16 protein-coding genes are annotated in these 14,690 nt (G+C 39.5%); 12 read left to right on the top strand and 4 right to left on the bottom strand.

All coding sequences use genetic code 11. The features are described 5' to 3' along the window. Positions 1 to 124: 124 nt before the first annotated feature. The 4 genes from FZC41_RS02910 to FZC41_RS02895 all read left to right on the top strand — a co-directional run bounded on the left by FZC41_RS02910 (position 125) and on the right by FZC41_RS02895 (position 4,402). On the top strand, positions 125 to 598 hold the full coding sequence (locus tag FZC41_RS02910) for a hypothetical protein (protein ID WP_148565882.1): 474 nt from the start codon (positions 125 to 127) through the stop codon (positions 596 to 598). A gap of 26 nt (positions 599 to 624) precedes the next feature. Further along, positions 625 to 1,029: a molybdenum cofactor biosynthesis protein MoaE gene (locus tag FZC41_RS02905; protein WP_148565881.1), complete on the top strand. Its 405-nt coding sequence runs from the start codon at positions 625 to 627 to the stop codon at positions 1,027 to 1,029. Between the two features lie 312 nt (positions 1,030 to 1,341). Beyond that, the gene (locus tag FZC41_RS02900; protein WP_148565880.1) at positions 1,342 to 2,352 is read left to right on the top strand and encodes a uroporphyrinogen decarboxylase family protein; all 1,011 of its coding nucleotides are present in this window, start codon (positions 1,342 to 1,344) and stop codon (positions 2,350 to 2,352) included. Positions 2,353 to 2,734: 382 nt separating this feature from the next. Beyond that, positions 2,735 to 4,402: a MutS-related protein gene (locus FZC41_RS02895; protein WP_148565879.1), complete on the top strand. Its 1,668-nt coding sequence runs from the start codon at positions 2,735 to 2,737 to the stop codon at positions 4,400 to 4,402. Positions 4,403 to 4,490: 88 nt separating this feature from the next. Here FZC41_RS02895 and FZC41_RS02890 read toward each other — a convergent pair whose 3' ends face one another. The 4 genes from FZC41_RS02890 to FZC41_RS02875 all read right to left on the bottom strand — a co-directional run bounded on the left by FZC41_RS02890 (position 4,491) and on the right by FZC41_RS02875 (position 7,339). Next, positions 4,491 to 5,249 (bottom strand): alpha/beta fold hydrolase, encoded by a 759-nt coding sequence (locus FZC41_RS02890; protein WP_148565878.1) that lies wholly within the window; start codon positions 5,247 to 5,249, stop codon positions 4,491 to 4,493. A gap of 24 nt (positions 5,250 to 5,273) precedes the next feature. Further along, positions 5,274 to 5,858, bottom strand: coding sequence for a TetR/AcrR family transcriptional regulator (locus FZC41_RS02885; protein ID WP_148565877.1), 585 nt, complete (start codon positions 5,856 to 5,858; stop codon positions 5,274 to 5,276). A 185-nt stretch (positions 5,859 to 6,043) separates the two neighbouring features. Continuing rightward, positions 6,044 to 6,658 (bottom strand): GNAT family N-acetyltransferase, encoded by a 615-nt coding sequence (locus FZC41_RS02880; protein ID WP_148565876.1) that lies wholly within the window; start codon positions 6,656 to 6,658, stop codon positions 6,044 to 6,046. Positions 6,659 to 6,772: 114 nt separating this feature from the next. Next, positions 6,773 to 7,339 carry a TetR/AcrR family transcriptional regulator gene (locus FZC41_RS02875; RefSeq protein WP_148565875.1) on the bottom strand — a complete coding sequence of 189 codons (567 nt, stop codon included), beginning with the start codon at positions 7,337 to 7,339 and terminating at the stop codon, positions 6,773 to 6,775. A 129-nt stretch (positions 7,340 to 7,468) separates the two neighbouring features. On the opposite strand from FZC41_RS02875, the gene FZC41_RS02870 reads away from it, so the two are divergent. From FZC41_RS02870 to FZC41_RS02830, 8 genes are all read left to right on the top strand, one after another. Continuing rightward, the gene (locus FZC41_RS02870; protein ID WP_170253827.1) at positions 7,469 to 7,654 is read left to right on the top strand and encodes a transporter associated domain-containing protein; all 186 of its coding nucleotides are present in this window, start codon (positions 7,469 to 7,471) and stop codon (positions 7,652 to 7,654) included. A 58-nt stretch (positions 7,655 to 7,712) separates the two neighbouring features. Further along, on the top strand, positions 7,713 to 8,348 hold the full coding sequence (locus tag FZC41_RS02865; RefSeq protein ID WP_148565873.1) for a TetR/AcrR family transcriptional regulator: 636 nt from the start codon (positions 7,713 to 7,715) through the stop codon (positions 8,346 to 8,348). After that, positions 8,348 to 9,421, top strand: a complete 1,074-nt coding sequence (locus FZC41_RS02860) for a radical SAM/SPASM domain-containing protein (protein ID WP_148565872.1) — start codon at positions 8,348 to 8,350, stop codon at positions 9,419 to 9,421. Before FZC41_RS02865 ends, FZC41_RS02860 begins: the two co-directional genes overlap by 1 nt. Positions 9,422 to 9,506: 85 nt before the next feature. After that, on the top strand, positions 9,507 to 9,911 hold the full coding sequence (locus tag FZC41_RS02855; RefSeq protein ID WP_148565871.1) for a sensor histidine kinase: 405 nt from the start codon (positions 9,507 to 9,509) through the stop codon (positions 9,909 to 9,911). 541 nt (positions 9,912 to 10,452) lie between these two features. Next, positions 10,453 to 11,823 (top strand): diguanylate cyclase domain-containing protein, encoded by a 1,371-nt coding sequence (locus tag FZC41_RS02850; RefSeq protein WP_170253826.1) that lies wholly within the window; start codon positions 10,453 to 10,455, stop codon positions 11,821 to 11,823. A gap of 279 nt (positions 11,824 to 12,102) precedes the next feature. After that, positions 12,103 to 12,903 carry an SDR family NAD(P)-dependent oxidoreductase gene (locus tag FZC41_RS02845; RefSeq protein WP_243136644.1) on the top strand — a complete coding sequence of 267 codons (801 nt, stop codon included), beginning with the start codon at positions 12,103 to 12,105 and terminating at the stop codon, positions 12,901 to 12,903. 71 nt (positions 12,904 to 12,974) lie between these two features. Continuing rightward, positions 12,975 to 13,274, top strand: a complete 300-nt coding sequence (locus FZC41_RS02840; RefSeq protein ID WP_148565869.1) for an SDR family NAD(P)-dependent oxidoreductase — start codon at positions 12,975 to 12,977, stop codon at positions 13,272 to 13,274. Positions 13,275 to 13,736: 462 nt separating this feature from the next. After that, complete coding sequence (locus tag FZC41_RS02830) at positions 13,737 to 14,510, top strand: alpha/beta hydrolase (protein WP_170253825.1); 774 nt, start codon at positions 13,737 to 13,739, stop codon at positions 14,508 to 14,510. Positions 14,511 to 14,690: the final 180 nt, after the last annotated feature.

Below are 14,690 nucleotides of genomic sequence, written 5' to 3'. Positions count from 1 at the left end.
TTCGGTGATTATCAGAGATAATAACACAGAGATTATTTTAGACAACCACCGGTTCCGTTGAAAAAAGGAGGCAGATGATGTCCGAATTAACTGGCATTAATAATCAAATTAGGAGGGATCTCGAATGAAACTGAAATTATGGCAGAAAAACTTATTGTCCATGCTTATAATTGTTGTCGGTGGCTTGACACTCTTTTTAGTAGCATTTTTATTCGCAGCCCTCGTCATGCGGGTTTGGGATATGATCATTTTTTCATTGGTGAATAAGGATAGTGATAATTTTGGCAGAATTCTTTCGATCAATGATATAATCTATTTAATTATTATTCTTTTGGTTTCATGGTTGGTTTTCAAATCGAAGTTGAATGATTTGGTTAAAGCAACTTTTTTAACCATGCCCTTGATGGTTGTTCTTATGGAGGTTGGGATTTTGTTTAACCAGCAGTCTGAGTGGGTGGTTTTGTTAATCGGCTCTGTGATTGTTGCTGCCAGTCTTTATTATTTATATAAAACAAAACGACCATGGCTGTATTATTGCGCAATTTTATTTGTTACAGCTGTTGTGCTTTTCATCAGTCTTTCAGGGATGGAAATATAGTAATGCTAAAAAAAGGAGACTTACGTATGAATGAAATAACAAAGAAATCAACGCCTTCTGTTGACGAATGGTTAAAAGAAGCAAAAAATGATTCGGCTGCTTTACAGGAAGGAATGTATTTGGTTCACAATGGTACTGTCCGCCAAACGCCAAAGGCCAAGGTTCGTCAAGGCTTGGATGACGGTTCCAGCGTAACAGGAATGGAATTTTTTTATGATGCCCTAAAGGTTGATGTCGCCATTGCTGAAACAAAAAAAATGGACGGCATTTTCCATGTCAGGGTTTGGCTTAACGAAGGGTATCTGAAGGTAGGTGAAGATATTATGTATGTTCTCATTGGTGGTGATATCCGACCGCATGTCATCGATGCGTTACAATTCCTGGTTGAAACGATTAAAACAACATGTGTAACTGAAATCGAAAAAAAGTAACATTAACCCGATATTTTAAAGCTACATCAGACAAAAGATGGAAGACTTGAAGTCGAAGCGGTCAAAATGATTACTTATATTTAAAATACCTAGTTTATACGAATCGGGGAGTAAGGATAACAAATTCTTCAGTCCTGATTACTGCGTCTTAATAATCGCATAAAAACGGCAATGTTAGCGTAATCAAAGAATAAATATTAACCGGTAAAGTAAAGCTTGAAATTATTGAAAACTGGTGATATAATTGATTTTACAATAATTATACGCATATAAATTGTATGGCGGTATAATATCTTATAGGAGGAAATGTTTATGCTAACTAAAAGACAGAATTTATTGGAAACGATTAAAGGCGGCAATCCTGACCGCTTTGTCAATCAGTATGAGGCTTTTGTGTGTACTGATGCAATTTACGGTATGATAATGGGAGATCCGATTTCAGGCCAGGGTGAGTTCCCGATGCCTGGTGGCCAGCCGGCAAAAAATGGTTGGGGAATTACCTTTGCGTGGCCGGAAGGAACTCCTGGAGCATTTCCATTGCATGATGCCGAACACAAAGTGCTTAAGGATATCACAAAATGGCGAGAATTTGTAAAAGCGCCCAAGACAGATTTTCCGCCGGAAGCATGGGCACCATTTATGCCGGCAATTGAAGCAATCGATCGTAACGAAGTTTTTGCAACCGCATTTGTTGCCCCTGGTGTCTTTGAACAATGCCATCATTTAATGGGCATGGAAGATTGTCTGATGGGCTTCTATGAAGAACCGGAAGAAATGCATGCGCTTATCGACTATATCGTCGAATATGAATTGCGATATGCAGCAGAACTGGTCAAATATTATAAACCTGACTGTATCTTCCATCATGACGATTGGGGCAGCTCTTTGAATTCGTTCATGGCACCAGAGATGTTTGAAGAATTTATTGTCCCTGCTTACAAAAAAATATATGGTTTCTATAAAGCCAACGGCGTCGAGCTGATTGTTCATCATAGCGATTCTTACGCTGCGAATTTGGTACCGCTGATGATTGAAATGGGAATCGATATCTGGCAAGGCTGTATTTCGTCAAATAATGTTCCGGAACTCATTAAAAAGTTTGGCGGACAGATTTCTTTTATGGGAGATATCGATAACTCACTGATTGATAACGAGGCTTGGACTCAAGAAAGTGTTGGCGCAGAAGTGCGAAAGGCTGTAAAACGATGCGGAAAACATTATTATATTCCGTGTATTACACAAGGCGGACCAGGCAGCGTATACCCTGGTGTTTACGAAGCGATTACAACAGAACTTAATCAAATAAACAAGGAATTGCTTTAATTATCCAATGTTGAAAAACGTTGGTCTAAAGAAATAACTCATTCATATGAACGTATAGCCGGAGTAAAATCTCCGGCTATTTTAACGAACAGGCACCGTTTCAACCGTCATGTTTTAACTGGACATCTCCAAATTCCAAAAATTCTGTGAAATATTTTAGCGCATAAAAGTGTAAGTGTTGAACATATCATTAGTGTTATCACAGTTGCATTTATTTTTTTGTGCATTAAATCCTGTTCCTGGTGGCAATCAAATGATACAATATTTCATAAAGTGATGGATATAGGGACATTTCGGGATCAGTGAAAAGGCCAGTCTCACTTTGATAATTTTTATAAAAGAAAAAAAGGCTGTGCAAAGCCATTGGAAACAGAGGAGTTTAATGGGAGTATTATTTTTTGTAAGCATTGGAATCATCGGGATGATTGTTTTTAGTCTGGTCTCCAGCAGAAGAGCCAGAATCATCTTTCGGCAACGTTTAATGAATGAATTTGGAAAAGCACCAACCAGTTTTAATCCCGATATTTGGGGAAGCGTTTCCGATTATTGGGATCGAAAACTCAAATACGAAAAGATCGATGTCGCCATCGATGAACTGACTTGGAGCGATTTGGATATGGACGATGTCTTTAAACGTCTGGACACCTGTTTAACCTCGGTTGGTGATGAGGTGTTGTATGCAACGCTTCATGAGCCAAAATGGCGGGATGAACCACTTAAAGAACGCGAAAAGCTCATCAATTTTTTCGCTGAGAATCCCAAAGAACGGCTGGAAATTCAAATGATTCTGTCAAAATTGGGCAAAGCAAGTTACAATGATGTTTCGTCACTTATTTTCGAAAGTCAAATAAAAGCCCTTAAGAATCCGAGCGCCTATACGATCCTGGCCATTATTCCTTTTCTTTGCCTTGGAATCTGTCTGTTTAATCTATCAATTGGTCTGCTGTGTCTGATTCTTTCAGTCATTGTTAATGGGGTGGTCTATTACTATTTTAAAAAGGAAATAGCCAAAAACCTCTTGACCATTCATTATTTATCAGCCATGCTCCGATGCTGCAACAGACTTTTGCCGTATCAGACAACGGATGGACTCAGTGGTTTAATTGAGAAAATTCGAGAAGATAATATACACTTTAAAGCCCTTGCCGGTAAACTCTCAGGAGTCATGATGGGAGGCACATCTGATATTGATATACTGCTGGACTATTTAAAAATTATAACCCTCTACGACTTCAGAACTTATAATAAAGCCATTGCCCTGGTGTCAAAAAACAAAGAAGCTTTTCATCGTATCTATCAGAATATCGGAGAACTGGATCTTTCGATCACTTTGGCATCATTTCGAAAAAGTCTTCCCGGTACGGTTAATCCGTCTTTTACCGCGGAATTTGAAGTGGTTGTTGCCGATCTATATCACCCCTTATTGAAAACACCCATAGCGAATGATATTGAACTTCTGAAGAACAGCCTTGTTACCGGGTCAAACGCTTCTGGAAAATCAACCTTTGTCAAGGCCTTGGCAGTCAACAGTATTTTTGCCCAAACCATTTACACCTGTACAGCCAGCAGTTTTTCGCTTTCCCATTGTCTGCCGATTACCGCTATGGCAGTGAAGGATGACATTCTTGCCGGGGACAGTTATTTTATGGCTGAAATTAAATCTTTAAAACGAACCATCGATCAGGTAAGCAGCGTTCCCTGTCTTTGTTTTATTGACGAAATATTAAAAGGTACTAATACCATCGAGCGAATTGCCGCTTCCGCTGCGATTCTGGATTATTTAGACCGGGAAAATTGTCTTTGTCTGATAGCCACACACGATATTGAGCTCACCAGTATTTTGGCAAAAAGTTATGATAATTATCATTTCCAGGAGACGATTACGGATGAAACGATTCTGTTTGATTACAAGTTACATACTGGCCCGGCTCATACAAAAAATGCCATTGCGTTATTAAACTATTTAGAATTTGATCCGGAAATCATTGAGAACGCCAATACCCTGGTGGATACATTTATAGAAACCGAAAAATGGCCGTTGATTTCATAAGGAAGCTTCTTAATCGCAAAACGACCGGCCAGATTGCAGTTGAGGATTGGCACGGTCATTTAAGTAAGTAAATAAACGGACCTTCTTTTTAACGATTGAAAAATTGCTCGGCTTTTTCCACCCATTCTTCAGGATGATAAGCGCTGATTTCTGAATGACGATAACCCGGCAATTCGATTAATTGACATTTTTCAACATAGCTTTCGAATAGCAACCCGGACTGTTTAATGCACTTCATTTCCTTGCTGCCGTACCAGTAGATGGTATCGGCCTGGCTGTCTTTTAAGCTGTCTTTCAGTTGATAACGATAGTAGGTTTCAAAAACTCGATTCATGGTCGCAATTTTAACAGCCGGGAGATCCCTCAAATATAACGCTGTAATTTCATCGGGTAAATGCATTTGTTTGGGAAGCTTCGTTAGCGCCCACTGATTGAATTTTTTTGAAAACAGCCATTTGCCAAAATGTTTATAGACAAAGAGACTGTATCTCAAAAGACCGGGTTGGGGAATGCACAGGCCGCTTTCGATAATTGCCTTCTCGGCAAGGTCCGCTCGTCTGGATAAGAGCTCAATGGCAATCTGTCCGCCTAGAGAAACCCCACTGAGGGCAAAAAGTTTGCCACCACAGTTATGATCAATATAATCCAGTAACCGATCCGCAGCTTTTTCGGTCGAGATATAGGGGACCTCGGATTCTTCACCGTGTCCGTCTATTACCGGTAAGATCACATGGTATTTATTTTGCAATAATCTGGCTTCTTGTAAATAAAGCCAATAGGACCAACCCGCACCGTGAATGAGCATGATCGATGGTAATTTTTTATCCCCATATTCGTAGAATTTCATAATAGTCATTCCTCTCTGTCTTTTTTAAATAAAAAGTTCATCCAGCATATTTTCGATCATCCGAAGGATCATTTTCGCAACCCCGGCTGCCACCAGGATGTCTTTATTTTGGATCGTAAGATTCATGATCTGAATCCAGTTAATGACTGCATCCAGATCATAATTCTCTTTTTTTTCACGCGCGTGGAGTAAATTTAGCTCCATTTCCGCTTTGACATCTGTCATTCTACGAAAACAATCATGGGGAAGTCTTGTATATAAGTTCTGTAGATCTTCTCTGGTGATGAAACGATAGACATTATCCTCATCTTTCAAAAACATACGACTGTATAATGTGCCTAAATCATTTCGTTCAAGATATCCCTTTGATTGAATGATTTTTTCAAGCTGCTGATTTGTTCTTTTCTGGTATGCGTCAGCAAGTTCATAAACGAGCATTTCCTTTGAGCTGAAAAAATTGTAAAAGGTACCTTGGGCAATTCCCACTTTTTTTGTAAGTTCTTGAATACTCATTCGTTTTAAACCATTCTGTTTGATCAGTTCCAATCCAACCAGCATCAGTTGATTTCTTATTTCTTGTCGCTTTTCGTTTGAATATATTTTTGGCACGCATCTACCTCCGAATAATATGAATATATTTATTATATATTCATATTATTTAGTATAGTCCAGAAGTTTCCTTTTGTCAAGCCAGCCTATAGATCGACTTTGAGCCAGTTATGCAACTACCTGGGCTTGGATACAAATGGTATCACTTGGTGTTCTAAATTTAATCGGCTCTGCTTAGAAACAGATTAAATAGCTAGAATTTTTTTCATATGGATAACCTTGGAAAAACCTGAATTAGAAGTGAATAAGCTGGTATCTTCAACGTCTACAACAGCGAAACCAACTCTTTCATATAGCTTTTGTGCGTTAGGATTTGTATCAACGACCTCAAGGAAAACACATTTTCGATTAATTGATCTTGCAAAATCAATCGTGGCATTTAATAGCTGTGTTCCAACCCCCATACCACGGGCGTTGCTTGATACAACGATGGGATCAATGTGTACTTCGTGCTCGATTCGATTGTTGTGGAGCAGACGATAAATACCATAGGCAAGAAAACGCCAGGTAGCACCAAAAAGACCGAAAACTTTTGAAAGTGAAGAGAATTTGAAATTGACAAAAAGGCCATCGCCGGTTTCAAGACCAATAAATCCAAAAAGGCTGTTCTCACTCAATGCATAGAGTCCTTTTTTATAATTAATACACTCCCGTAGTACCGCCACCGCCTGGGTTTCGTTTTTAGCAAACAACCATAATGTGCTGAACTTTTTTTCAAAAGCGCTATAAAAGAGTTTTGCCACCTCGGTTTTTTGATCTTCGTTAATTGATTTTGTGATTTCAATATTAAATTTTGCCATAAGAAAATACTCCTTTTAATTTAATAGCATATCAGATGATTGCGAAACGGACTGCAAAGTGAATAACCCTTTGATAAGTGCCGATCACATCGCTTCCCGATAAAAGACAAGATATTATTTTATTTCTGAAAACCCGGATAAAACGGTATTTAACAATAAATCAGTCGCATCATTTTTGGCTAGATTTCCAGCTTGAATATCCTGCCATGTCATAAATAATAAGCTGTAGATTACGTTTAGTATCCATCTACTAGGGTAATCCTTTTTAAGACAACCATTATGTTGCCAAGTTTCAATGGCATCTAGAATCGGACGTTTCAGATGGGTTTCACCAGCTATGATGGTCGGGTTTTCATCAATAGAAGCTGCCGTGCCGAGAAAATAGATTTTATTGCCAAGTGGTATGAGGGCATCAAAGAGTCGTTTAAGAGAAGCCTTCATGTCATCGGGATCAATGATGAGCGAAGCAAAAGTTTCCTCGACTAGATGAATGGCATTTAGTGCTAGTTCATCCAGAAGGGCTTCCCGGGAGACAAAGTGACGATGCAATGTGGCAATGCCGATTTTCGAATAATCGGCAATCGCTTGCAACGTTGCTGTTGGTTTTAAAGCTAACAATTCAGTAGCCGAATTTAAAATGGCTTGGTGTTTGATGTCTTTCATGGTTAAAGTTGTATTCATAAGGCCTCCAAAGATATACTCATATCAAATGATAGAATATACTATCATTTGATATGAGTATATCTTTTTTATGTCGGATAGTCAATAGTCTTAAGAAAAAATGGGGGAAATAAAGGTGCCAGGGAAACCTTGCCGATATTAAAGCCGAGAATATTGATACCATTGGCGGCTGGATTTTATGTTCAGCTTGAGGGATATCCGCAAATTAATGATCAATTTATTTTTGAAGACTATGAATTTACGGTTTTGAATTGCGACCAGAGAAGAGTCATAAAAGTACGGATTAAGAAAATAAAAAAAATATTGACAGGCTAGTGAACACTAGCTATACTATAGCTAGTGTTCACTAGCCTGTTTTTGTTAAGGAGATAAGATGACAAAACGAAATACCAGAGAAATAATTTTAGAAGAAGCACTGAATCTATTTTCTGTAAAAGGATATGAAAGTGTAACAGTCAAAGAAATTGCCCATGCAGTGGGAATTAAAGACAGTTCACTTTATAAACATTTTGGGAGCAAGCAGGCAATTTATGATACATTGCTGGAGTGGATGAATCAGAAATTTGAAGAAACAGTGACATTCTACCGATTGCCCCAGGGAGAAATAGAGAATGTCGCCCGTGAGTATGGCCGGAATGATCTAATCTGGCTTAAAAAAGCCTGTGAGGCAGTGTTCTTATTTTTTTTGAAAGATCCCCAGGCATCAAATTTTCGCAAAATGTTAACCATTGAGCAGTACAAAAATGATGATGCAGCCAAAACCTTAGGCAATTGGTTTTTCGATGATGCGATCAAGTTTCAGACCGATTTGTTTAGTGAAATGATACGACAGGGAACTTTCAGGGAAGGGCCGCCAAGTATTATTGCCTTACAGTTTTATGGCCCTTTCTATACACTGTTATGTCAATATGATAATATGCCGGAAAAAGAAGCTGAAGCACTCGGAATTCTTAAGGCCCATATTGAGCAATTTGCTTCAATTTATCAAATTAGAAAAGAGGAAAACTAATGAATTTAAATATAATGATGGATCAGGGAATGACCCAGATCATGAAAACAGCCGGCCGATTCTATATGAGCAACGCCAAGGGACGGGCATTTTTGAAGTGCATATTGCCGGAGATGGCAAAAAGCACGGCGATCCGAAAACAGCAGGAGAAAAAAGGCCTGCATGTGCCGCCGTTTCTGATCGCCAGTATTGCCTCACAATGCAATTTGCGCTGTGCCGGATGCTATGCCCGGGCCGGCGGAGGATGTGGCAGCACCATTGGCAAAGCTGATCTGGACACCCTCCAATGGGGGAAAATATTTGATCAGGCTTCCGAGCTGGGGACCGCCTTCATTCTGCTGGCCGGAGGAGAACCCTTTTTACGCAGAGATATTTTAGAACTGGCCGGTGAGTACCCGAACCTGATTTTTCCGGTTTTTACCAATGGCACCATGCTGAACGATGATGCGGTTGAATTTCTCGATCAGCATCGCAACCTCATTCCCATTCTCAGTATTGAAGGCAATGCTGAAGAAACAGATTCCCGCCGCGGGAGTGGTACCTATGATCAGATTGAATCGGCAATGGCAGCTTTAAAAAAGCGTCATATTTTGTTTGGGGTATCCATCACGGTTACAAAAGAGAATTTGAAACTGGTGACGGAGTATAAGTTTTTATCATCGCTTGAAAACAAAGGTTGTGGCGTGGCCCTGTATGTGGAGTATGTACCGGCTGAAGCAGGAACTGAACATCTGGTACTGGATATCGGGGAGATTAAGCTACTTCAGAAAATTTGTTGTGAACGCAAAAAATCCTTTCGACGAATGGTGATTTTGTCATTTCCCGGTGACGAGGAGGAAATGGGCGGATGTCTAGCATCTGGACGGGGATTTTTTCATATTAATCCTTACGGCGATGCCGAGCCCTGCCCCTTTTCACCTCATGCCAAACAGAATCTGACAAGTGATTCCATTGAAGATGTTCTGCGGTCCCAGTATTTTGCCGATCTCAGGGAGATTGCCGCCATCGCCGGAAACCATGGGGGGTGCACCTTGTTTGATCAGAAAGAGCAAGTGGAAAGACTGATGGCTTAATACCTGTTGCTTGATGTGTGCAGAACCAGAAACTTACCGTGAATAGAGAAAAAATGGAAGTGATGAAAATAAGTGAAGCTGTTGTATGCTGGCGCTGGAAGAAAAGTTTGACGAAAAAAACATCGAATTTGGCGCCGACCTGGAAGAAGTCGCAATTACCACAGATGAAAGTCTCATGGAAATTGTCTGGAACAATCTGTTGACCAATGCCATCAAGTTTACAAAAAAAGATGGTTTGGTAAAGATAGAGTTGAGAAAAGAGGAGGGCCAGGCCATTGTCAAAGTCAGCGATACCGGATGTGGCATGAGTGAAGAAACCTGCCATCGCATCTTCGACCGCTTCTATCAGGGCGATACTTTCCATGCAGAAGAAGGAAACGGCCTGGGACTGGTGCAGGTTAAACGGGTGGTTGATCTGGTGGATGGAACCATATCAGCCGAAAGTGATCCTGAGAAGGGCACGACATTTACGGTGATTTTAAAATTATAAAAGAATAACAACGCCCTGATAAATCTCTCGCATGAACGATGTGGGGGATTACCTTATATTCTTTATAAAAAAATATCCGGAAAAGCACGGAGCAGGTGAATCCGATGATTGAAAGCAATTACGATGCGATTTATGAAGCCTGTGAAAAGGCCTGTCAGCTAGCAGATACGATGAAAATGCTTTAATTCTATCCACAGAAGGTTCATGGTCTGCAAAAAATTAACTTACCATAATAGTTTTCCCGATTGAATGTATCCGGTAACCGAAGGTTATGGCATTACCGTGATGCAGACGGCTCATGTTTAAAAATCAGCTATAATAATGGTGGCAATTCTGCCACTTATTTCAGCTGGTTTTGTTTAATGAATTGAAGATACCATAACCAGCGATTACACACCAAAATATTTGGTGCTTTTTTGCGAAAAATTATGAAAAATTTCACTTTAACACAATATTAATGTATTAAAATTATAGCATTTATTCGTTTTTGATGTTAAACTTAAGTGGTCAAAATTTCAAACGAATTACAGGAGAAAAACGGATGGATCAGAATAAAAGCCTTTTTAAAAAGAAACTTGCACTATTCATTTCAATAGCGGTATCCTTTTTTCTCCTGACGGTTTTTTTGCTGATCATTGGGATGTTCTTGAATAACATAAAACAGCAGGAAACATTGAAAACCACCGATAATTTCATGGATTTTAAAAGTCAGGTGGAACAGTTGATTTTCACAAACAAAACGCTGGTTCAAGGTTTTGAGGCTTATATCCAAGTGAATCCAGGACTGGATGAAGAGCAGGCCTATACATATCTTAATAATCTCTTATCTCAAAACGAAAATCAAATCAGGAACATTGGGGTATGTCAGGATACGACCATCATCTGGAATTATCCAAAGGAAGGAAATACAGCAGCAATCGGAGTTGACTTATCCAAGTCTGAGAGTCAGAAAGATTTGGTCCTTAAGGTTAAAAATGAACTGGTACCGATCGTCCAGGGACCGGTTGATCTGATTCAGGGGGGAACTGGTTTTATTATCCGTCTTCCCATCGTCAGAAAGGATACCGGTTATTGGGGACAGATCAGTATCGTGCTGAAAGGGGATAAAATCATTGAAGACATTAATGCCTATGCAGAAGATGCCGGATTAAATGTCGCTATCTTTAATGATCAAAATAAAACGGTGCCATTTTATGGCTCCATGAGTGCGGTTGGAGAATCACCGCTAACCTTTGATATCGATCCGACCTTTGTTGACTGGAAGGTTGCCGTATCACCCAGAGATGGGTGGGAAAATAATCAGTTCATTTTTTGGAGTGCCATTTTGCTATCAGTGTTAATCGCCGCCGGGGCGGGTCTATTAACACATAGAGCTGTAAAAACAAATGATCAATTGCGCATTCTGTCCAGCCATGATTCCCTGACCGGTCTTTTCAACCGGCATTATTTAAATGAATATCAGACCATGGTTTTGGCAGCAGCCAAGAGAAATAATCGGCAGGTCGGGTTTATTAGTATGGACTTAAATCATTTCAAAAAAATCAATGACACCTATGGCCACAACGTTGGTGATCTGGTTCTTGTTGAAACAGCCCGGGTTTTAATCGAAAGCACTCGGATAGAAGAGGCCGTTTTTCGACTGGGCGGCGATGAATTTCTCATTATCATGCCGGATATAGAAGACAGAACTGTACTCCAGCATGCTCGGGAACGACTTTCAAACAGTTTTGAAAATGAATTTCACCTAGCCAATTACCCGGTCAAAATAGCTGTAAGCATCGGCACGGCATTATTCCCGGAAGATGGTGATAATATTGATGCATTGCTTCAAATTGCTGATGAACAGATGTATACAGATAAAAAGGAACAGAAAATGGAACAAGCAAGAAATCAATCAGATAATACCGGTTGAAAGACTGCGTATAGCTCAGTATGTAATTATCTCAATATGAAGCGGGCATCCCAGACGATTACTGAAATCTTAGAAGTAGTCCGCTATTATCCAGTTCTCAATTTCACACCGAATTTTCGGTGTTTTTTTTTGCAAAAAAAATAAAAGTGTTCACTTTAACACAATCTTAACAAAATATTAACGTTGCGGAATAGTTGAAGCGTAATATGTGGTTATCAAAAGAAATAAAAAAAAAGACAAGAAGGTCATTAAACTATAATTTACAAATTAAAGGAGAGCATGATGAAAGTACAAGGAAAAAATATTGTCGTTACCGGAGGCGGAAATGGTGTTGGAAGAGAGTTGGTTTTACAGCTGCTGAACAAGGGCGCGATGGTAGTGGCAGTAGATATTAACCCGGATGCTCTGGAGGAAACGGTAGGAATTGCCGGAAAAAATCCAAAACTGTTTACCGAAGTGGTCGATATTTCGAATAAAGAGGCGGTTTTTGCTTTTGTTAAGAATGCCATAGAAAAGTACGGAATAATCGACGGCATTATTAACAATGCCGGTATCATTCAGCCTTTTGTTCATCTGAATGAATTGGAAATGGATCGCATTGAACGCGTAATGAATATTAATTTCTACGGAACCTTATATATGGTCAAAGCATTTTTGCCCTATTTGCTGAAACGACCGGAGGCACATATTGTCAATGTTTCAAGTATGGGCGGGTTCTTACCAGTACCGGGGCAAAGTGTCTACGGAGCATCCAAAGCGGCGGTAAAATTACTGACCGAAGGATTGTCTTCAGAATTAAGAGACACAAATGTCAACGTATCGGTGGTCATTCCCGGTGGTATTGCGACGGATATTAAGAAGAACTCAAATATCTCAAATAAAGTGTCAGCCGAGAACAGCAATACTAATATGTTACTAACACCTGAAAAAGCGGCAGAACTGATCATCAAATCGATGGAAAAGAAAAAACTCCGTGCTTATATTGGAAAAGATTGCAATGTCATGAATATATTATACAAAATCAGTTCAGTTTTTGCCATGGGTATGATCAATAAGGTCATGGCAGCCAATGAACATTAATAATCAAATGATGATAAAAAAATCAGATATAATTTAACAAAATAAAGCTTTAGCTAAAAGAAAGGTATAAAATGAAAAATATATGTGTAATTACCGGCGGCGGCAGTGGTATGGGACTTGCCACTGCCAGGTTAATGGGAAAAGATCACGACATTATCATATGTGGAAGAACGGTAAAGAAATTAGATACTGCCGTTTTGGAGTTACAGCAACAAGGTTTTAGACAGGTGGATGAAATTGCGAGTTTATTTGCCTACTGCGCCAGTGCCAGAGCGGGCTATCTGACTGGTGTTGACATCTTGTGTGATGGCGGACTTGTCGCATCCGGTGTTAATCCAATGAAAAAATATAACTGGAATTGTCAATATTAGTTTTAAATATTCATGGCTTTTTCAATCTGATCCAGCTCAATTTGTGTTACTCTCGCTTGTTACATCCTAAGAAGTTCCCTGCAATTGTGGTGGAGGTGGCAGCACGTTAAGAGCGAGTCAAACCGACAAGCGCTTCAAAGTGGTTGTTATTTTGAGTGCGTTTATATGAATATTATGGTAAAATGCATAGTCATCCAAACTCTACATTCAAATATACTTTAAGCAGTCTTCTTGCTATCTGATATGTCGGTGGTTTGTTAATATGACACTTAAAATGTAGACACTTTATATAATAATTTGAAAGGTGGTAAAGCTTATTCGTCATAAATAGCGAAAAGCTTATTTTTATAGCGTATGACAGCAAAAAAGATGTTAAGAAAAGCCCGTATTATGATGTGGGCATCAAAGATTCTATTTCGATTAAAGCCCTTAAAGCGAACATCGGAACGAAGTTTTCGCAAAGTGAAAACTTCTCAGGGCGTGGTCAAGGTGATCGAATACGGATTTCAGGATAAAACACCTGCTCCACTGTATGTAGATATGCACGGCGGCGGATTTGTCCTGATGATTGCCCAAGTGGACGATGATATGAACCTATATTTTCGCGAAAAAACCGGGGTTAAAATAATAAGTATCGACTATCCTAAAGCACCTGACTTCCCATATCCCGCCGCGGTTGAAGCGGTGCATGAAGTTGTTCAATATTATTTTAATCACGCTGAAGCGTTTGGCATCGACTCAACCCGGATTGGAATCGGAGGACATAGCGCCGGTGCAAATCTGGCAACGGTTGAATGTATGATAGCAAAGGAACGAAGCGATATGACGTATATTTTCCAGATGCTGGATTATCCGCCATTGGATTTAGACGTATCTGCTTATGCTAAACCTCAGCCTGAAAAATGTATCCCACCAGAACAAGCTACAATCTTTGATACCTCCTATGCAAAGCCGGAGCAAAGAGCGCATCCACATGTTTCTCCGGTGTATGCAACTCAGGAACAGCTTATTGGACTTCCGCCGGCATTACTGATTGTAGCGGGATTTGATTCCCTACATGACGAGGGAGTAAAATATGCGACACTTTTAGAACAAGCTGGTGTTTCAGTGGAAAAGGTTGAGTTCGAAAATATGGCGCATGGTTTTACCTATAACAAAGGAGAAGATACAGTTAGAGCCCTTGCTATCATTGCTGATTTTATAAACAGGCATATTGTAAACGAGTCAATCAGCTGAAAATGTCTGTCTGAAATCAAAGTATCATGTGGATCGGTTATAATAAACTAGCCATTTTTTTCTAAAACACTAAAAAAGATATTTAAGTATAGGTTAGTTTAATCTTTTCATTATGTAAAAAATAAACAGTACTGGTCGCTGATAAGCGCTAGTGCTGTTTATTTTTTGTGACATCCTAAA

This window comes from Acetobacterium paludosum, assembly GCF_008086595.1.
GTDB classification, from domain to species: Bacteria; Bacillota; Clostridia; order Eubacteriales; family Eubacteriaceae; genus Acetobacterium; species Acetobacterium paludosum.
This window is presented reverse-complemented; position numbering and strand designations above follow the sequence as displayed.